The following is an 18704-nucleotide window of genomic DNA, read 5'->3' as shown; positions in this document are numbered from 1 at the left end:
CCGCGACTATCCGAGAGTTTTGACCAGCCGATGCAACGCCTCGGCCGTGGTTTCAGTGTCCGCCACCAGTGCCAGGCGGATGTAGCCCGCGCCGGGATTCAAGCCGTCGGCTTGCGGGCGCGACAGATAGCTGCCGGGAATCACGCGCACGCCGGCCTCCCTGTAGAGCTTCACCGTTGCGGCCTCGTCGCCGCCGCAAGCGGAAACATCCAGCCAGATGCAGAAGCCGCCGGCGGGCCTGACGTAGCCGTAGCGACGGCCGAGGATCTCGTCGGCGAGATCGAATTTCGCCCGGTAGAGCCGGCGGTTCTCCTCGACATGCGCCTCGTCGTCATAGGCGGCGGCGCCGACGTGCTGCAGCGGCACCGGCACCTGGGGCGCCGCGACATTGCGCAGTTCGTGAAACGCGGCGAGGAAGTTGCGGTCTCCGGCGACGAAGCCGACGCGCAGGCCCGGCAGGTTCGAACGTTTTGAGAGCGACTGGAACGCGACCACGTTGGCGAAATCATCCCCCGCGCATTCCAGCGCGCTGCCGGGCGCGCTTTGCGTGTAGATTTCCGAGTAGCATTCGTCGGCGAATACGAGGAAGCCGTGACGGCGCGCCAGCGCGATCAGGCGCGAAAAGTAATTGCGCGAGGCCACCGCGCCTTGCGGGTTGGCGGGCGAGGCGAGATAGATCGCGACGGTTCGCGCCAGCGTGGCCTCGTCGAGCGAATCGAGGTCGGGCAAAAATCCGCCTGCGCGCGTCGCCGGCAGCAGGACCGTCTCGCAATTCGCGGCGCGGGCGCCGGCGCCATAGGCGGGATAGAACGGGTTCGGCATCAGGATCGCCGGCGTGCCCTTGCGCGGCGTCACGTAACGGGCGGCGGCGATCGCAGCGTAAAACAGCCCCTCGCGGCTGCCGTTCAGCACCAGAATCTCGGTCTCGGGATCGATCGCGCGAGGCAGGGCGAACCGCCTCGACAGCCAGTTGGCAGCAGCGTGGCGGAAAGGCTCGATCCCCCGCGCCATCGGGTATCGCCTGAACTCGTTGATATGCCGGGACAATATCTCGCCGACGAAAGCGGGCGGCGGGTGCTGCGGCTCGCCCAGCGATAGCGGGATCAGGGGCTGCCCCGGCTGGTAGGGCGCAAGCAACTCCGCCGTCCGCGCGAACGGCGACCGCTCGCCGGGCGCGGTAGCCGCGGCCGGACTCACGGTGGTCCCGGCCGGGCCGGCGTCGAACTCGGTCGGCCTGCCGGCGGAGTCAGCCGGGCTGGCGGCGCCTTGCGCCGCGCGCGATGAAGCGGTGGTTGCCATCGGTTAAGCGTCAACACTTTCAAGACGTTCGGCCACACCTTGGGGCCGGAACGAAAGCCAGTTGAGTACCATAGGTGCGGCGAGGTTAAGACGCGATTAACCATCGGCGGGAGGGCGTGTTTTCTTGTTTTGTTCTTGTGTCGCCGCGGGTATTGGCATGTTTCCGACCACAGTCGCCAGTTTAAAGATGATAGTGGTCGAACCGGTATTTAGGCATGTCCGTGTTTCACACGGCCATGCCTTCCCGGATAACTCTGCAGGCCGCAGATTTTACTGGGTACGATCCGAGGCCCAGACGTACCAAAGGGGCCTCCTTACGGAGACCCCTCGGCATGTAGCTCCCACTAGCGGGAAATGGTCACCCTTTCGGGGCCACGAGTGCAGTATAAATACACTCAGAGCCCGAAAGTTTCAAGAGGATTCTAGTTTGGGTTCCCGGGAGTTAGCCAATTGAGCATCATGGCTAACACCTCCTTATACTCGTCTTCAGTAACTCTAACGATACCATTCTTCCCCGGCGTTAACCTGCTTACGGCTAGGGTCGTGGGCTTGTCGCAGATGGCCCAAGAAGGATTCCCGTCGATCGTTTTTGTCAGTTTGTAAGCCCACTTGTTTCCGGGCTGATCCTGCCCTGAGCATGGGATCACGGTCACCGCCCCACGTAGCGTGTTTCGGAATGACATTATCAGAACCGACCGCGTCTTCCAAAACTCCGGCAACTGGGCATCCTTAGGAAAGTCGCACCAATACAGCTGGCGCAGCTTTGGAGCCGCAGTAACGCGCGGTTTTACCCACGGAGGCCTTTCTTCGCCAACCGCTACAATAGTGGTTTCGGTCCTCTTGATCTCAAGAATTTTCATTGCCCCCACCTTCAGAGGCCACGCGTCGCTTCAGCCGCTTTAGGACCAAGCCAAGCTGGTCCGCGAGATCCTCGTAGCTATCCGCAGAGAGCGCGGCCGGAAATGACAGGGTCACAGGCCCTTCTTTCAGGTTGAAGCTTTCTTGCAGAAGACCTTCGCTCCGGCGAAGCAGCCCGGAGGGCTTGATATCGTGATGTAGGGTGGCTTGCATGAGCGTATCCTCAGCGGGAGGATTGCGATTGTACCCTTCGTCTGATCCGCCAACAAGTCGAAAAGTCGAGAGATAAGTTTCCGCAGCCTTCGCCGCAGCTTCGGCAGTGAAATGGCGTTTTACAAGCCAATATCGCAAGTTATTTTCGCTAGGAAGGCCTTGAAATTCTTGGCTAAGCTCCTGAAAGAGGGAAGGCTTCAAAGCGCTACGTTCAAGAGCTTGCTGACGCTCGTGAGATGTCTCTGGTGCCATTAACGTAGTAATCGCATCATCACTCAGGCGTAAATCGTCACCAGACCCTTCGATCAGTCCGTATGCGCGCACGGCGCCAATTTTTCCCAGGGCGCGGCCGTTCAGGCTGGAGTACCCCAAGTGCTGTGCCAGAACCAACCGCGAAAACTTATTGCGGTTCTCGGCCTTGAAAACCGGCCTAACGGCTTCCAAAGCGGCCTCTAAGTCGAGGGATGGATAGTTCGGGCTTCTGGTTTTCGCCATGGTAAGTATCCTCTCCCACTCGGGATATGAACCTTATCTCATGAACCCATAAAAATATAAAGAGATATAACCTTTCTACTAACTCATAATTTTGGAGGTTACGTTCATATGTTTATCTCATTGCGATCCGAAAGGACCAGAATGCGAAAGGCCACCCCTTCCGATAAAGGAAGGGGTGGCCGAGGAAGTTTCGAATTAGGACGCGAGTGGAAAAGTAAGGCTGCCCATAGGCCTTTTCCGCCGTCATGCTGCTGTTTGGGGAATAGTTCTTCAAGAACGCCAGTGCTAGGTGGTTTGCGGAGGCAACGACCCCCGTTGCCCTACAACGCCTCGCCCTTCAACAGCCGCGGTACCTCGCCGGTTAGTCCGGCCGCCTGGCGGATGAATGCGTTCTTCAAAGGCGGCATGCGGTCGACCAGCCCGAGCCCGAGATCGCGCACGCCGCGCAGAAGCGTCGATTCGTTCGAGAACAGAACATTGAGCGTGTTGGTGGCAATGCCCATCGCCATGGTGTCGAAGCGCCGCCACCGCTGATAGCGCTCGAGCACATCGGCCTGCCCCGGATCGATGCCGAGCCTGACCGCGTCGACCACGCTTTCCGCGAGCGCTGCGACGTCCTTCAGTCCGAGGTTCAGGCCCTGTCCCGCGATCGGATGGATCACATGCGCCGCGTCGCCGACCAGCGCCAGCCGCTCGGCGATGAACGAGCGCGCGACGAAATACTGAAGCGGAAACGCGCGCGGCTTGTCGAGCGCCTTGATCTCGCCGAGCTGCAGGCCGAAGCGCTGCTCCAGCTCGGAATGAAATTCGTCTTCCGCAAGCGCGACGATGCGCGCGGCGTCGGTGCGCTTCTCGGTCCATACCAGCGACGAGCGCCGTCCGGTCAGCGGCAGGATCGCGAATGGTCCCGCGGGAAGAAAATGTTCTTCGGCGCGGCCGTGATGATCGCGCTCATGGCCGACGGTGACGACGATGCCGGATTGATCGTAGTCCCAGCCGTGGGTGGCGATGCCGGCGCGCTCGCGCAGTTTTGAACGCGCGCCGTCTGCCGCCACCAGCAGGCTCGCATCAATCGTCGAGCCGTCCGCCAGCGAGACTGTGACGCCGCCCGGCCGCGTTTCGTTTGCCGTCACCGCCGTGGCGCGCAGGTCGACGCCTTCAGCTTGCGCGCGCGTCGCCAGCGCCTCGATCAGGTAACGGTTCTCGACCATGTGCGCGAACGGCTCGCCGGGTTCGACGTTGCCGGCAAAGGTCAGGAACACCGGACGGGTGGCGTCCTCGAGCTTCGAATCCGTCACCACCATGTCGAGGATCGGCTGCGCAGTGCCCGCGACCTCGTCCCACACCCCGAGCGCCTCGAACAGGCGACGGCAGGCGGCGACGATGGCGGTGGCACGCGGATCGCGGCTCGGCCGGTTCGCCAGCATGGGGTCGGCAACCACGATCGGGACTTCCGCGCCCAGCCCCTGGCGTAGCGCCAGCGCCAACGCCAGCCCCGCGAACGCGCCGCCGCAGATGACAATGCTCTGTTGTTGTGTCGTCATGGTACGCCTGACCTTCTTGCGCCGGCATTATAGCCGGGCGAAACACGTTCACCAAACGCGGAGCGCGAGCGGCCGTTCCGCCCCGACCTGGACGCGGACCCGCAATCCAGGTTCGAGCTTCGCCCCCGTCCGCGATGACGGTCCCAATGGAAGGCATCCCGATGTCCAAAAGCCTGGTCGACCTGATCTCGATCCTCGATCTGGAGCCGATCGAGGAAAACCTGTTCCGCGGCAACAGCCCGAAGACGAGCTGGCAGCGGGTATTCGGCGGGCAGGTGATCGGACAGGCGATGGTCGCGGCCTGCCGCACCGTCGAAGGCCGCCTGCCGCACTCGCTGCATTGCTACTTCATCCTGCCGGGCGATCCGGCGGTGCCGATCATCTACGAGGTGGAGCGGCTGCGCGACGGCAAGAGCTATTCGACGCGGCGCGTCACCGCGATCCAGCACGGCCGCGCCATCTTCTCGATCATGGTGTCGTTCCATGTGGACGAGGAGGGCGCGTTCGACCATCAGGACCCCATGCCCGACGTTCCGCCGCCGGACGACCTCTCGCCGGAGGAGTTCGCCAGGCAGCCGATGTTCAAGGAAATGCCGGAGTTCATCCGCCGCTATTACGAATCCGACCCGCCGATCGAACTGCGCCCGGTCGAACTCAACCGCTATTTCGGCGAGAAGATCGCCGACGGCCGCGTCCATGTCTGGATTCGCGCAGCGGCGAAGCTACCCGACGATCCGGCGCTGCACATGTGCGCGCTCGCCTATGCGTCGGACTTCGCGCTGCTGGATGCGGTGATGGCGCGCTACGGCCGCACCCTGTTCGACAAGCGGATAATGGCGGCCTCGCTCGATCATGCGATGTGGTTTCACCGCCCGTTCCGCGCCGACGAATGGCTGCTCTACGCGCAGGATTCGCCGAGCGCGCAGAGCGGCCGCGGCCTGGCCCGCGGGCTGATCTTCAAGCGCGACGGCACGCTCGTTGCTTCCGTCGCGCAGGAAGGCTCGGTGCGCGAGCGGCGCTAAGTGCCGATCACGGAACAGTCTGGTAGCTTTGATAGGGTCGCCAAGCCCGATAAAAAACGCCCTCGATCAGAACCGCTGGGGCGAGGGAATGGGCTCATAATAACGCAGCAGACCACAGACTATCGACCGTGAGCGTCAAGTATTGTCATGGCCAGGGCAACGCCCACTGCCTGCATACGGCCTTCGCGGCCGGAACGATCATTGGTCGGAAAGTGTTGGAAGGCGGTTCACGTGCGACAACCCGGCCGGCTTGCACGGCGCTCGCCCCATCGGTGGCGACTGGCACGCATGTTTTTTGTCCACTCTGCAAGTTTTTTGTGCGGTTTGCATGGAAAGGTGTCAGACTTGGCCGCGCGAATTCGGTTATCACAGTGTTGTCCATCGAGCGGATGAGCCCTTATGAAACTCGTCATCGCCATCATCAAACCCTTCAAACTTGAGGAGGTCCGTCAGGTGCTGACCGAACTCGGCGTGCATGGCATGACCGTGACCGAGGTCAAGGGCTACGGCCGCCAGAAGGGGCATACCGAAATCTATCGCGGCGCCGAGTATGTCGTGAATTTTCTCCCAAAGCTGCGGATCGAGGTCGCGGTGCCGTCGGACATCGCGGACAAAACCGTGGAGGCCATCACCACGGCCGCGCACACCGGCCAGATCGGCGACGGCAAGATTTTCGTGCTTCCGATCGATCACGCCCTGCGCATCCGCACGGGCGAGACCGACGGCGACGCGCTGTGAGATCGATAACAGAGACAAGCATTGTCGTTGCGAGCCAGCGGGTCGGCGCGAAGCGCCGCCCGATGACAGGCTCGGCGAAGCAATCCGGTCGACGCATCACCGAGGGGACTGGATTGCTTCGGAGCTGTCGGGACGACGCTTACGCGTCGCCCTCGGGCTCCTCGCAACGACGGACATAGCCAAGGCCGGGGATCGACAATGGGGGCAGTTTCACGTTGGCCGGCACGCGCGGCCGCGACGACCTTTGCATTCGCCATGTTCGCAACGTCAGGCGGGCGGGCTTTGGCGGCGAGCGACGCGCCGGCGGTAAGCGCGGCCGATACCACCTGGATGATCGTCGCCACCGCTTTCGTGCTGATGATGACGATCCCGGGGCTCGCGCTGTTCTATTCCGGCATGGTTCGCAAGAAGAACGTGCTGGCGACGATGGCGCAAAGCCTTGCGTCGGTCGCGATGATTTCGATTCTGTGGGTGGCGTTCGGTTACTCGCTGGCATTCACGGGCGAAGGGCTGTGGCTCGGATCGCCCGCTCGCCTGTTCCTCGCGGGCATGAGCATGGACGCCATCAATCCCGCGGCGAAGACCATCCCCGAAGCGCTGTTCATGCTTTACCAGATGACCTTCGCGATCATCACCGTGGCGCTGGTGGCGGGCTCTGTGGCCGACCGGATGCGCTTCTCCGCCTATCTGCTGTTTTCCGTGGGCTGGTTCATCTTTGTCTACGTTCCGCTGGTGCACTGGGTGTGGGGCGGCGGTTTCCTCAATGCGGCCGGCGTGCAGGATTTCGCCGGCGGACTCGTGGTGCACCTCAGCGCCGGCGTCGGCGGGCTGGTCGCGGCAAAAGTCCTTGGCAACCGTCACGGCTATGGTTCGGAGAACCTGTCGCCCTACGATCTGTCGCTGGCGGTCGTCGGCACCGGATTGCTGTGGGTCGGATGGTTCGGATTCAACGGCGGCTCGGCGCTGGCCGCCAATTCCCGCGCGGTGATGGCGATCATCGCCACGCATCTTGCCGCCTGCGCCGGCGCGCTGACATGGGGCGCGGTCGAATGGTCGACGCGGCGCAAGCCCTCCGTGCTTGGCATGATCTCGGGCGCGGTCGCAGGCCTCGGCACGATCACGCCGGCGTCCGGCTTCGTCACGCCGCTGCAGGGTATCGTCATCGGCATCGTCGCCGGACTGGTCTGCTACTGGGCCTGCACCAGCCTCAAGCATCGCTTCCGCTATGACGACGCGCTCGACGTGTTCGGCGTCCACGGCATCGGCGGACTGACCGGGACCCTGCTGCTCGGGGTGTTTGCGACCTCCTCGATCGGCGGCGTGCCCGGCCTGCTCGAAGGCAATCCGCGCCAGTTGCTGCTGCAGCTTTACGGCGTGGGCGTCACCCTGCTGTGGTCGGGCGCGGTGACCTATGGTCTCCTCAAGCTGGTCGGCGTTTTCGTGTCGCTGCGGGTCTCGCGCGAGAACGAGCTGGAAGGCCTCGACATTTCCCAGCACGGCGAGGCGCTGCAGTAATGCAATAATAACGACAGCTTCGAGTCGCTTTTTCCGGCCCGGTTCTGATTTCAGAATCGGGCTTCTTGTTTGCCGGCGGGTTCAAACCTTTCAACCTCTTTTTGCCTGCTCCCTGAGCAAAAATACGCTGAGACCGCGATATTGCCTATCTTCTGAGCAGAGATGGGCAGGCTTTAAGCGGAGCGCACCGCCTCTTGCCGCATCGTTCGGCGGCTTTGCGAAAAATCATAGATATTACAAGTCGCTAGACACCACAGATCGTGTTGGCACGGCATTTGATTCTCTGAATCCCGGCTGAAGCCGCGTCGCGAACCCTTTTCTCCTCCTTGAAGCGCTCAGCCGAGACCGCCCGGCGTTGCAGCCGGGCTGCAGGCGGGAATCGGACACATGAAAATCGTTATGGCGATCATCAAACCCTTCAAGCTCGACGAGGTCCGCGATGCCCTGACCGCGATCGGCGTGCATGGTCTGACGGTCACGGAGGCCAAGGGATACGGCCGCCAGAAAGGCCATACGGAAATCTATCGCGCCGCCGAATATTCGGTGAGCTTCCTGCCGAAGATCAAGATCGAGGTCGCAATCAATTCCGCCCAGGTCGATGCGGTCATCGAAGCCATCGCCTCGGCCGCGCGGACCGGCAGGATCGGCGACGGCAAGATCTTCGTCATCGACCTCGAGCACGCGCTTCGCATCCGCACCGGTGATGTGGATGCCGAAGCGATCTGATCCCGCGCTCACCTTGCTCACCTTTCCTCAATCAGGAGTCATGCACATGAGGTTCGAACGTCCGTCCCGCGCGGGATCGGCCATCGCGGCGATACTGGGCGCGGCCTGTCTTGCCGGATTTGCCGACGCCGCGCTGGCCCAGACCGCCGCTCCGGCTGCTGCAGCGCCTCCGCCCAAAATCGATTCAGGTGACACCGCGTGGATGCTGACCTCCACCGCGCTGGTGCTGATGATGACGATCCCCGGCCTCGCTTTGTTCTATGGCGGCATGGTGCGCAAGAAGAACGTGCTCGCCACGGTGATGCAGAGCTTCGCCATCACCTGTCTCGTCACCGTGCTGTGGATGGTGATCGGCTACAGCTTCGCGTTCACCGAAGGCACGAACTTTCTTGGCGGCTTCTCGCGCATGCTGCTGATCGGCATGGGCACCGACTCCGTCGCGGCTGCCGCGCCGACGATTCCGGAATCGGTGTTCATGTGCTTCCAGATGACGTTTGCGATCATCACGCCGGCGCTGATCTGCGGCGCCATCGCCGATCGCATGAAGTTCTCGGCGATGATGTGGTTCATGGGCCTTTGGTCGCTGCTGGTCTATGCGCCGATCGCGCATTGGGTCTGGGGCGGCGGCTTCCTCGGCGGTCTCGGGGTGCTCGATTTCGCTGGCGGCACGGTGGTTCATATCAACGCCGGCGTCGCCGGCCTCGTCTGCGCGCTGGTGCTCGGCAAGCGCAAGGGTTACGGCAGCGAGAACATGGCGCCGCACAACCTGGTGCTGACCGTGATCGGTGTGTCGCTGCTGTGGGTCGGCTGGTTCGGTTTCAACGCCGGGTCGGCGGTGACCGCGGGCGGGCAGGCCGGCATGGCGATGGCGGCCACCCAGATCGCGACCGCAGCCGCCGCGCTGGCCTGGATGGCCGTGGAGTGGGGCCTGCGCGGCAAGCCGAGCGTGCTCGGCATCTGCTCCGGCGCGGTCGGCGGTCTGGTCGCCATCACCCCGGCCTCGGGTTTCGTCGATCCGAGCGGCGCGCTGGTGATCGGCGCGGTAGCCGGCGTCGGCTGCTACTGGGGTGCGACGGGTCTCAAGCACATGATGGGCTACGACGACAGCCTCGACGCTTTCGGCGTCCACGGCGTCGGCGGCATCATCGGCGCGCTGCTCACCGGCGTGTTCGCCCGCACGGCCATCAACAAGGCCGGCGCGGGGCTGATCGACGGCAACGTTCATCAGGTGGTCATTCAGGTCTATGGCATCCTCGCCACCGTCGCCTACGATGCCGTCGTCACGCTGATCATCCTGCTTGCCGTCAAGGCGGTGATCGGCCTGCGGGTCACTGGCGATAACGAACGCGAAGGCCTCGACATCACCCAGCACGGCGAGGTCGTGCAATGATGCACAAGCCGCCCGCGATGTCGGGCAAATGCCCGACGCCGCCTCATCCCCTGGAAGCGGGGCTCGATGATTTTGGTTTGACGCGTTTTCGTCACGCGAACCGGTTTCCATCCCGGGGTCAAGTCCTAAGAACATGCTTCGCGCGAAAACGCTCTAGCCGATTTTCCTGGCCTCTTCCGGCAGCATGATCGGAATGCCGTCGCGGATCGGGTAGGCGAGCTTGGCCGAGCGCGAAATCAGTTCCTGCCGCGCCCCGTCGAATTCCAGCGGCCCCTTGGTCACCGGGCAGACCAGAACCTCCAGCAGCTTGGGATCGACGGTATCTTCGGAACGGTCGGAGGAGGTCGTCATGCGTGGTCTCTTCGAAAGATGGCCCGCTTAAATCTGTTGCGGCGGCTGATCGGAACGAACGCCCTTCGGCTACTGTAATCCAGGATCGCCGCTGGTGCGCTTCTTTGCGAGGTCCATTTCAGTGACGGCGATCAGGATTTCCGCGCGTGTTTTCAGGTCGGTCGCCTCCAGCATAGCCTGCTTCTCCGGCGGGCCGTAGGGCGACATCATCGCCAGCGCGTTGACCAGCGCCTCGTTCGGGGCGTTCTCGATGCCGCTCCAGTCCACTTTCAGGTCGTTGACCTTGAGAAAATCGTTCAGCACCTCGAGCAGCCGCTTGCGGTCGACCTCGTCCTCGCCCTTGCGCGCGGTCAGATCGTCGGTAAAGGCGAAGAAATCCACCTTGCACTGGCGATAGGGCGTCAGCACCGTCAGCTCTTCCACGATCTTGAACCGCGACACGCCGGTGAGTTCGAGGATGTAACGGCCGTCGCCGGATTCGGCGAACTGGGTGATGCGTCCGGCGCAACCGACCTGGAACAGCTTCGGCTTGTCCTCGCTGGCGGAATGGGCGATGTCGGGCTGGATCATGCCGATCAGGCGATGGCCGTCGCGGAACGCGTCGTCGACCATTGCGAGATAACGCATCTCGAAAATATTGAGCGGCATCTGTCCGCGCGGCAGCAACAGCGCGCCGGGCAGCGGAAACACCGGTATCACTTCGGGAAGGTCACCGGGACCGCGATAGTCGAGATTGATAGGCATGGGCGGCGGGTCCGGATGCTAATTCGAGCGGGGTCTCCAGCTTCAAATCTGCGCGTAGCGCTGCAAAGGAAGCGGACAGGCTCTAGGAAAACAGGATCGTCGACAGACGTTTGCGCCCCTCGACGGTGGCTTCGTCGGCACCGCCCCAGGCCTCGAACAACTGCACGAGCTGCTTGCGCGCGGCGTCATCGTTCCATTTGCGGTCGCGTCTGACGATTTCAAGCAGGTGATCGGTGGCCTCGCTCCGCTTGCCGCTGGCGTTCAGCGCGGTCGCGAGATCGAACCGCGCCTGATGGTCGAGCGGATTGGCCGCCACCTTTCCTTCCAGCTCGGCGACAGGACCTAGCGAATTCGCCTGCTCGGCGAGGTCGATCATGGCCTGCACGGCCTTCACGGCGGCGTCACCGCGCTTGGATTCGGGCACCAGTTCGAGCGTCTGTTTGGCTTTGTCGAGCGCGCCGGTGACCGTGTAGCAGCGCGCCAGCCCCGCGATCGCCGGAAGATTGGCGGCATCGAAACCGAGTACCTCCGCATAGATCGAAGCAGCCGTCGCGGGGTCGTCGGCGGCGAGCGCGGCTTCCGCCTCTTGCAGGACTTCCTCGATATTCGGCGCGCCCGGCGCCGCCACGCCCTGCGTCAGCTTGTCGATGAAGGCGCTGATCTGGCTCTCGGGCGCGGCGCCCATGAAGAAGTCGACCGGCCGCCCGCCGACAAAGGCAAAAACCGCGGGGATCGACTGACTGCCGGTCTGGGCCGCAAGCTGCTGAAAGATGGCCGGATGCTGGTCGATATTCATCTTCACCAGCTTGATCTTGCCGCCGCCCGCAAGGACGGCCTTTTCCAGCGTGGGGGTGAGCTGGCGACACGGTCCGCACCAGGGAGCCCAGAAATCGACCAGCACCGGCTGGCGCATCGATTCCTCGACGACGTCCTTCATGAAGGTCTGGGTCGTCGTCTCCCTGATCAGATCCGACGCCTGCGGTGACGGCGCGCTGCCCTGCTCGACTATGGTCACATGATCCTCGCCTGATCTTCCGGAACGGGCCGATTCGACAACCGCCCAAGCGCTTAATTGGTCCCTGCGTGAAAATTTTGCAATCGGCGGAACGCGGTCCCCGGCGGGCAATCGGCGCCAAGCCCGGACAATATAGCAGGATTTCCGCTTTGGTTCGGATTTCCATCGCGGTAAATGACCTCGAGGTGGGATCGCCCGGCCGGATCCCGACATTGCAGCCGGCGTCCGGCGAGGGCCGGCCGCGCGCAAGGGCCTGCACGATCTGGCTGTTGCATTCACAGGCCGCATTTGGCATAGCTCTGCGCTCTGGCGGCTGGAAAGTCGGCTGCCTGTTATCGGATGCGGGTGTAGCTCAGGGGTAGAGCACGACCTTGCCAAGGTCGGGGTCGAGGGTTCGAATCCCTTCGCCCGCTCCAGTTTTCCAGCGCGCCGATACCGGGTTCGCGATCAGGATATGCGCAAGCTCCTGACCGATATCAAACTTTTTGCGGTCCACGATTTTCCGCTTCGTCTTAAGAAGCCGGGCCACCCTGATTTGATGTGACGAGTTAATGCGACGATTGGCTGTGACGCGCTGTCGCACCGGATTGGCCGCAGGCCGGTTTTATTGGCGAAACTGACGCGATTTCAACCCCGTTTGCGCGGCGGAAGCGGCCCGCCGGGGTCCCGCTTATAGGAAATCTACCAATCCCATTAACCTCGCTTTAACCGACCCCCTTCATGATCGGTAAACCAAGCTTGCGCCCGCGAGTCGCGAGCTGTTCTTGGATCTAACTCCTGGGGAGGATCAATGTTTTTCTTCAAAAAATGGTCAATCGCAAAAGAAAATGCAGCGAAAGCCGCAGCGATCAGCAAGACTCAGGCCGTCACCGAACTCGGTCTCGATGGAACGATCGTTACCGCCAACGAGAACTTTCTCAACATCCTCGGCTACTCGCTCGCCGAGGTTCGAGGCAAGCACCATAGCATGTTCGTGGACGCCGACGAACGGACGGGCGCCGCGTACCGCGAATTCTGGGCCCGCCTGAACCAGGGCGAGTCGCAAACCGCCGACTACAAGCGCATCGACCGCCACGGCGACGAGGTCTGGGTTCGGGCTTCCTATATTCCGGTGCTGGATTCGAGGGGAAAACCGACCAAGGTTATCGAGCTCGCGGCCGATATCACCGCCCAGAAGATCAAGGCCCTGGACCATGCGGGTCAGGTTTCCGCCATCGATCGTTCGCAGGCGGTGGTCGAATTCAACCTCGACGGCACGATCATCACCGCGAACAAGAACTTCCTCAGCGCGATGGGCTATGCGCTCGGCGAAGTGCAGGGCAAGCATGACGGGCTGTTCGTGGAGCCGTTGGAGCGGGCTGGCGCCGCTTATCGCGAATTCTGGGCCAAGCTCAATCGCGGCGAGTCGCAGACGGCCGAATTGAAGCGCATCAGCAAGAGCGGGCAGGAAGTCTGGTTTCAGGCGACCTTCAATCCGATCGCCGACGAGAGCGGCAAGCCCTTCAAGGTCGTGACCTTCGCCAACGACATCACCAAGCAGAAAGTGCGGATGGCCGACCTGGAAGGCCAGATCGCAGCCATCGGAAAAGCGCAGGCGGTTGTCGAATTCGGCATGGACGGAACGGTCATGACCGCCAACGACAATTACCTGAAAACGCTTGGCTATGCATTCGCAAGGGAGGTCCAGGGCAAGCACCACAGCATGTTCGTGGAAGCCGGCGAACGCTCCAGCGCCGCCTATCGCGAATTCTGGGCCAAGCTCAATCGCGGCGAGTCGCAGACGGCCGAATACAAGCGGATCGGCAAGGACGGCAAGGTGGTCTGGGTTCAGGCGTCCTACAACCCGGTGCTGAATTCGAAGGGAAAACCGACCAAGGTCATCGAGCTCGCGACCGATATCACCGCGCAGAAAATCGAGGCGTTGGAAAATGCGGGCCGGATTGCCGCGCTCGACCGTTCGCAGGCCGTGGCCGCCTTCAACCTGGACGGCACGATCATCAGCGCGAACGAAAACTTCCTCAAGACGATGGGCTACGCGCTTGGCGAAGTGAAGGGCAAGCATGACGGCATGTTCGCCGGGCAGTCGGAGCGCGAGAGCGGCACGTATCGCGAATTCTGGGCCAAGCTCAATCGCGGCGAGTCGCAGTCGATCGAATACAAGCGGATCGGCAAGAACGGCAAGGAAGTCTGGATGCAGGCCCTGTACAGTCCGGTCCTCGATCTCGCCGGCAAGCCGTTCAAGGTTGTCACCTATGCGAGAGAGATGAGCGCTGCGATCCGTGAGTTCTACGAAACCATGGTCAAGTCGGGCACAGAAGAAGCCGGACAGGATTTCGCGGTCGTTGCAAGCGAGATCGACAACACCGTCGCTTCGGAAGCTGAGCCGCTGAGCCTGCGGCGGCTGGAAGAGGCACGGCGCAAGACTGCAAACGGCGGTCGCTCGACCTTCGGCCAGTTGCTGGATAACCTTCGGGAAGGGTTTAGCAACGCGGTGATGTCCTCGACGAGAGCTGTCACCAACTTCCTGTGACGGCCTGCCGTTCAGGGCAACGAAAGACAGAACTGGCGACGGTGTCGAGCCGTCGCCAGTTTTTTTCGTTTCAACAGCAAGCCCGAATTTCGCCGCAAATCGGATGCGCTGATCAAAACGACGGCTCTCACCAGCGCCGCACGTTTTGAATAAAAGGCGAATCAACGTCGCGCGACGTTGTCTCCGGGGGTGGCATGGGCCGAAAAATCGTTCTGCTGTCCGACGGCACAGGAAACTCGGCGGCAAAGGTCTGGCGCACCAATGTCTGGCGCACGTTCGAAGCACTCGATCTGTCGGGGTCGGATCAGGTCGCGTTCTACGACGACGGAGTCGGCACATCGTCGTTCAAGCCGCTCGCCATCCTCGGCGGCGCGTTCGGCTTCGGATTGAAGCGCAACGTCATCGACCTGTACAAGTTCGCATGCCGCAACTGGCGCGACGACAGCGACGAACTGTTCGGCTTCGGCTTCAGCCGCGGCGCCTTCACGATCCGCGTGGTGATGGGACTGATCCTCAATCAGGGCCTTGTCGCCGCCGACAGCGAGGCCGAACTGACGCGGAAGGCCAAGGCCGCCTATCGCCAGTACCGGCGCGAGCGTTTCCATACCTTCCTGCGCATCGAGGATGTCTTTCGCAGCGTGCGCGACCTGTTTCTGCCGAAGGGCTATGACAAGCGCAACAATCGCCAGGTGAATCATATCCGTTTCATCGGCGTGTGGGACACTGTCGCTGCCTACGGCCTGCCGCTCGATGAGATGACGCGCGGCGTCAGCAGATGGATCTGGCCGCTGGAATTGCCCAACCACACGCTCGACTGCACGCGCGTCAGGCGCGCCTGCCAGGCACTGTCGCTCGACGAGCCGCGCACCACGTTTCATCCGGAATTATGGGACGAACGCAACGCGACGAGGTTGGCGCCGCGCGACGATGGCAAGCGCTATCTCGCCGACGAGCAGATCAGCCAGGTGTGGTTCGCCGGCGTTCATTCCAATGTCGGCGGCGGTTATCCCGATGATGCGCTGGCCTACATCCCGCTGGTCTGGATGATGACGGAGGCGCAACGCTGCGGCTTGCGGTTCAAGTCCGATCAGAGCCAGCCGGCGGCCGATCCCGACCCGTTCAAGAATGCGATCTCGATGTGCGACAAGGACGGCCGACTCTACGATCCACGCAAGGGACTCGGCAGTTACTATCGCTACGGGCCGCGCAAGCTGGCCGAACTCTGTAACTACCGCTTTTCAAGGAAGGACGAAGTCGTCATCGAGCGGCCGAAGGTGCATGTCAGCGCATTCAAGCGTATCGCCAGCCGTTCGCAAAGCTATGCGCCGGTCGGGCTGCCGAAGACCTATGACGTCGTGACCGAAGACGGGCTCGTGCTGACGCCGGATCAATACGGGTTCGAAAGCAGCGCCGGCGCGTTGGCGCGCAGCGAAACGCAGGAGCATGTCTGGAACGAGGTCTGGAAGCGTCGGCTGGTCTATTTCGCGACCGTCGGCGCCACGGCCTGGCTGTTGCTCTATCCGCTGGCGCGCTCGCTGCCGCCTGCGGACGAATACACCAGCAGGTTTCGCTGGGTGTCGGACATCATCCGCGTCGTCGGCGGATTCCTTCCCGGCTTCGCGCAGACCTGGATCAACGGCTATGCGCGCAGCCCGGTGCAGTTCGCTGTATTGCTTGGGCTCGCTAGTTTGCTGGCGCTGTGGGGCGTCATTCTCTCGACCCGGATCACCGACCGCATGAATGCGATCTGGCAGAAGACGCCGACGGCGCCGACAGGCTTGCCGACCAACTGGATCTATCTCCTGCGTTCTAGCCGGCCCTATATCTGGTTTCACCGGCAGTTGAAGCGCCGCTGGGCGCCCGCGTTCTTCGCCGCATTGTTCGTCTATCTCGGCGTCACCTTCGCCAGCCATCTCGCCTACAATGCGCAAGATATCTATGGTTTGGCCTGCGATGAAAAAAGTCCGACGGCGCAGGGACTCGCGCGCGGCAAGCAGGCGACGTTCAATTTCAGCACGTCGCAGTTCTGCGCCGGCACGGGCATCGCGGTGGACGGTTTCGGCGCGCGCTATCTGGTTCAGGTCGAGACCACGCAGCCTTTCCGTGACGGCGGCATCCCTTCACCGCTCGGCGGATTCTACACGACCGACGCGCCGCACTGGTGGCAACGCGCGCTGCTGATGCTCGGCGTGCCGCTGCGCCGCGAACTGACACGGCCCTGGTTCCGCCTCGTGCTGCGTTACGGTGCGACGGGTGGCGAGGAGGTGTTTCTCGATCCCGATCCGGAAGACGGCACCATCGAAGCGGTGATCCGGCCAACCCGAAGCGGCGAGCTTTTCATCTTCGTCAATGACGCGGTGCTGGGCGTTCCCAAACTGTACGATGTGTTCTACCGCAACAACGAAGGCTCCGCCAAACTCGTCGTGACCCGCAAGTGAACGACCAGCCGGATTTCGGATCGCCGCTGCCGCGGTGTCCAGAGTTAGGACCGCTCTAAAATTCCGCCACCGCCGCCAGAATGCGCGCGATGTCCTGCGGACGCGACAGCCGGTGATCGCCGTCCCGGATCATGGTCAGCACCACGTCGTCGCTTGGCAGCCGTTCGGTCAGCGCGAAGGCATGCCGCCATGGGACGTCGGCGTCCTGCGCGCCTTGCAGGATCCGCACCGGGCAGCCGGTCGAAATGGAGCCGCCGAGCAGCAGGTGATTGCGGCCGTCCTCGATCAGGTTGCGCGTGATCGGGTAGGGATCGCCGTAGTCCGACGGCCGCAGCCACGCGCCCTCGGTTTCGATAGCGTGCCTGACCTCCGGCGGGAAGGCTTTCCACATCAGTTCCTCGGTGAAGTCGGGCGCCGGCGCGATCAGCACCAGCCCGGCCAGCGTGGCGCGGCACGATGCCCGCCGCGCGATCGCACGCGCCAGCAACAGCGCGATCCAGCCGCCCATCGACGAGCCGACCACGATCTGCGGGCCTTCACAGAAGGCGTCGAACACGGCAAGGCTCTCCTCGAGCCAGCGGCTGATGGTGCCGTCGGTGAATTCGCCGCCGCTCTCGCCATGGCCGGAGTAATCGAACCGCACGCAGGCCCGGCCGCGTTCGGTCGCCCACGCATCGAGCGCGAGCGCCTTGGTGCCCGCCATGTCGGACTTGAAGCCCCCGAGCCAGAACAGGCCCGGAGAGCCGCCGCTTCGCGCGCGCACGGCGATGGGGCGCTTTGCCTCACCGCCGCCGACTTCGATGAACTGCGCCGCCGCCCCGCTCGTCATGATGTCCGCCCCGTTTTTCGTTGTATGTCGCGGTCCGCCGCTGTCCGTCAAACGAATGTCGACCGGCGGGAACAAGCGGCGGCTTCGGGGGGTTGACCCGGAAGTTGATCGGCGTGACCAAAATACCGCGCATTTGACCGTTTTGCTGGCGAACTGATCCCGCCGCTTGCCCGCAGGCGGTTATTCCTCCAAAATAGGCGTCTCTTTCACAACATTGGAGAACCACCCATTCGCCGTCCCAGTAGAGCGCCAATGCCCGTCGCCAAAGACGGACCGCGCACCAACGATGAAATCCGCAATGCCCAGGTTCAACTGATCGATCAGGACGGCACCAACCAAGGTACCGTGGAAACGATCGCCGCGATCAAGATGGCCATGGATGCCGGCATGGACCTCGTGGAAATCGCGCCGAACAGCAGCCCTCCCGTCTGCAAGATCATGGACTACGGGAAATACAAGTTTCAGGCCCAGAAGAAAGCCGCCGAAGCCCGCAAACGCCAGAAGATCGTCGAGATCAAGGAGATCAAGCTCCGTCCGATGATCGACGATCACGACTACGGCGTGAAAATGAAGGCGATGCAGCGGTTCTTCGAGGAGGGCGACAAGGTCAAGATCACCCTGCGCTATCGCGGTCGCGAGATGGCTCACCAGGAGATCGGCACCAAGCTGCTCGACAAGGTGAAGGCCGACGTCGCCGCCTACGCCAAGGTCGAGCAGGACGCCAAGTTCGAGGGCCGCCAGGTGGTCATGGTGCTGGCTCCCAGGTAACCCACTGAGGCTGGTTTCCCGGACGCTGCGCGGGACGGAGTCCTGTGCTGCCGATCCGGGATCGTTCCAACGCCAGCATGTCATGTAATGGCGGTCCCGGTTCAGCGAAGCGGCATGAAGAACGCCGCATCGCACCCGGGACACGCTTTCGCAGCACCCCTTCCCCGTTGCCAATCCGGCCGTCCTCTGCCATAAGCCTGTTCTTCGCTGCCCGGCTGATTCAAGGGCT

Annotated in this window: 16 protein-coding genes and 1 tRNA gene; 9 read left to right on the top strand and 8 right to left on the bottom strand. The window is 62.7% G+C overall.

The features are described 5' to 3' along the window. Positions 1–6: 6 nt before the first annotated feature. The 4 genes from ACS3WA_RS01710 to ACS3WA_RS01695 all read right to left on the bottom strand — a co-directional run bounded on the left by ACS3WA_RS01710 (position 7) and on the right by ACS3WA_RS01695 (position 4409). Positions 7–1299 (bottom strand): aminotransferase class I/II-fold pyridoxal phosphate-dependent enzyme, encoded by a 1293-nt coding sequence (locus tag ACS3WA_RS01710; protein ID WP_438276827.1) that lies wholly within the window; start codon positions 1297–1299, stop codon positions 7–9. 422 nt (positions 1300–1721) lie between these two features. Continuing rightward, positions 1722–2159, bottom strand: a complete 438-nt coding sequence (locus ACS3WA_RS01705) for a type II toxin-antitoxin system PemK/MazF family toxin (protein ID WP_412774209.1) — start codon at positions 2157–2159, stop codon at positions 1722–1724. Next, on the bottom strand, positions 2146–2865 hold the full coding sequence (locus ACS3WA_RS01700; protein WP_412774210.1) for a hypothetical protein: 720 nt from the start codon (positions 2863–2865) through the stop codon (positions 2146–2148). The genes ACS3WA_RS01705 and ACS3WA_RS01700 overlap by 14 nt, the downstream gene beginning before the upstream one ends. Before the next feature lie 320 nt (positions 2866–3185). Beyond that, positions 3186–4409: a ubiquinone biosynthesis hydroxylase gene (locus ACS3WA_RS01695; RefSeq protein ID WP_438276826.1), complete on the bottom strand. Its 1224-nt coding sequence runs from the start codon at positions 4407–4409 to the stop codon at positions 3186–3188. Positions 4410–4570: 161 nt separating this feature from the next. Between ACS3WA_RS01695 and tesB the strand changes: the two genes are divergently transcribed. The 5 genes from tesB to ACS3WA_RS01670 all read left to right on the top strand — a co-directional run bounded on the left by tesB (position 4571) and on the right by ACS3WA_RS01670 (position 9800). Continuing rightward, complete coding sequence (gene tesB / locus ACS3WA_RS01690; protein ID WP_438276825.1) at positions 4571–5431, top strand: acyl-CoA thioesterase II; 861 nt, start codon at positions 4571–4573, stop codon at positions 5429–5431. A 399-nt stretch (positions 5432–5830) separates the two neighbouring features. Beyond that, complete coding sequence (locus ACS3WA_RS01685; RefSeq protein ID WP_438276824.1) at positions 5831–6169, top strand: P-II family nitrogen regulator; 339 nt, start codon at positions 5831–5833, stop codon at positions 6167–6169. 255 nt (positions 6170–6424) lie between these two features. Next, positions 6425–7684 (top strand): ammonium transporter, encoded by a 1260-nt coding sequence (locus tag ACS3WA_RS01680; RefSeq protein WP_438276984.1) that lies wholly within the window; start codon positions 6425–6427, stop codon positions 7682–7684. 387 nt (positions 7685–8071) lie between these two features. Then, a complete protein-coding gene (locus tag ACS3WA_RS01675; protein ID WP_438276823.1) occupies positions 8072–8410 on the top strand; it encodes a P-II family nitrogen regulator in 339 nt (112 codons plus the stop codon). A gap of 46 nt (positions 8411–8456) precedes the next feature. Then, a complete protein-coding gene (locus tag ACS3WA_RS01670) occupies positions 8457–9800 on the top strand; it encodes an ammonium transporter (protein ID WP_438276822.1) in 1344 nt (447 codons plus the stop codon). Positions 9801–9953: 153 nt separating this feature from the next. Here the strand turns inward: ACS3WA_RS01670 and ACS3WA_RS01665 are convergent, their stop codons facing one another. From ACS3WA_RS01665 to ACS3WA_RS01655, 3 genes are all read right to left on the bottom strand, one after another. Continuing rightward, positions 9954–10151 (bottom strand): Trm112 family protein, encoded by a 198-nt coding sequence (locus tag ACS3WA_RS01665; RefSeq protein ID WP_292619412.1) that lies wholly within the window; start codon positions 10149–10151, stop codon positions 9954–9956. 69 nt (positions 10152–10220) lie between these two features. Continuing rightward, complete coding sequence (locus ACS3WA_RS01660; protein ID WP_438276821.1) at positions 10221–10895, bottom strand: LON peptidase substrate-binding domain-containing protein; 675 nt, start codon at positions 10893–10895, stop codon at positions 10221–10223. A gap of 82 nt (positions 10896–10977) precedes the next feature. Beyond that, positions 10978–11910, bottom strand: coding sequence for a tetratricopeptide repeat protein (locus tag ACS3WA_RS01655; protein WP_438276820.1), 933 nt, complete (start codon positions 11908–11910; stop codon positions 10978–10980). Positions 11911–12251: 341 nt separating this feature from the next. Here ACS3WA_RS01655 and ACS3WA_RS01650 point away from each other — a divergent pair. The 3 genes from ACS3WA_RS01650 (at position 12252) to ACS3WA_RS01640 (ending at position 16878) form a co-directional block, all read left to right on the top strand. Beyond that, positions 12252–12326: transfer RNA gene (locus ACS3WA_RS01650), tRNA-Gly, on the top strand. 374 nt (positions 12327–12700) lie between these two features. Further along, positions 12701–14440, top strand: coding sequence for a PAS domain-containing protein (locus tag ACS3WA_RS01645; RefSeq protein WP_438276819.1), 1740 nt, complete (start codon positions 12701–12703; stop codon positions 14438–14440). Between the two features lie 194 nt (positions 14441–14634). Then, on the top strand, positions 14635–16878 hold the full coding sequence (locus ACS3WA_RS01640) for a DUF2235 domain-containing protein (RefSeq protein WP_438276818.1): 2244 nt from the start codon (positions 14635–14637) through the stop codon (positions 16876–16878). A 55-nt stretch (positions 16879–16933) separates the two neighbouring features. Here the strand turns inward: ACS3WA_RS01640 and ACS3WA_RS01635 are convergent, their stop codons facing one another. Beyond that, positions 16934–17707 (bottom strand): alpha/beta hydrolase, encoded by a 774-nt coding sequence (locus ACS3WA_RS01635; RefSeq protein WP_438276817.1) that lies wholly within the window; start codon positions 17705–17707, stop codon positions 16934–16936. Positions 17708–17935: 228 nt separating this feature from the next. Between ACS3WA_RS01635 and infC the strand changes: the two genes are divergently transcribed. Next, positions 17936–18475: a translation initiation factor IF-3 gene (infC, locus tag ACS3WA_RS01630; protein WP_438276983.1), complete on the top strand. Its 540-nt coding sequence runs from the start codon at positions 17936–17938 to the stop codon at positions 18473–18475. Positions 18476–18704 lie beyond the last annotated feature (229 nt).

The organism is Nitrobacter sp. (assembly GCF_051535235.1).
Classification (GTDB): domain Bacteria; phylum Pseudomonadota; class Alphaproteobacteria; order Rhizobiales; family Xanthobacteraceae; genus Nitrobacter.
This window is presented reverse-complemented; position numbering and strand designations above follow the sequence as displayed.

Coding starts and splice junctions, on each gene's coding strand:
- ACS3WA_RS01710 (WP_438276827.1), bottom strand. CDS start 1,299: ATGGCAACCACCGCTTCATCGCGCGCGGCGCAAGGCGCCGCCAGCCCG.
- ACS3WA_RS01705 (WP_412774209.1), bottom strand. CDS start 2,159: ATGAAAATTCTTGAGATCAAGAGGACCGAAACCACTATTGTAGCGGTT.
- ACS3WA_RS01700 (WP_412774210.1), bottom strand. CDS start 2,865: ATGGCGAAAACCAGAAGCCCGAACTATCCATCCCTCGACTTAGAGGCC.
- ACS3WA_RS01695 (WP_438276826.1), bottom strand. CDS start 4,409: ATGACGACACAACAACAGAGCATTGTCATCTGCGGCGGCGCGTTCGCG.
- tesB (WP_438276825.1), top strand. CDS start 4,571: ATGTCCAAAAGCCTGGTCGACCTGATCTCGATCCTCGATCTGGAGCCG.
- ACS3WA_RS01685 (WP_438276824.1), top strand. CDS start 5,831: ATGAAACTCGTCATCGCCATCATCAAACCCTTCAAACTTGAGGAGGTC.
- ACS3WA_RS01680 (WP_438276984.1), top strand. CDS start 6,425: ATGTTCGCAACGTCAGGCGGGCGGGCTTTGGCGGCGAGCGACGCGCCG.
- ACS3WA_RS01675 (WP_438276823.1), top strand. CDS start 8,072: ATGAAAATCGTTATGGCGATCATCAAACCCTTCAAGCTCGACGAGGTC.
- ACS3WA_RS01670 (WP_438276822.1), top strand. CDS start 8,457: ATGAGGTTCGAACGTCCGTCCCGCGCGGGATCGGCCATCGCGGCGATA.
- ACS3WA_RS01665 (WP_292619412.1), bottom strand. CDS start 10,151: ATGACGACCTCCTCCGACCGTTCCGAAGATACCGTCGATCCCAAGCTG.
- ACS3WA_RS01660 (WP_438276821.1), bottom strand. CDS start 10,895: ATGCCTATCAATCTCGACTATCGCGGTCCCGGTGACCTTCCCGAAGTG.
- ACS3WA_RS01645 (WP_438276819.1), top strand. CDS start 12,701: ATGTTTTTCTTCAAAAAATGGTCAATCGCAAAAGAAAATGCAGCGAAA.
- ACS3WA_RS01640 (WP_438276818.1), top strand. CDS start 14,635: ATGGGCCGAAAAATCGTTCTGCTGTCCGACGGCACAGGAAACTCGGCG.
- ACS3WA_RS01635 (WP_438276817.1), bottom strand. CDS start 17,707: ATGACGAGCGGGGCGGCGGCGCAGTTCATCGAAGTCGGCGGCGGTGAG.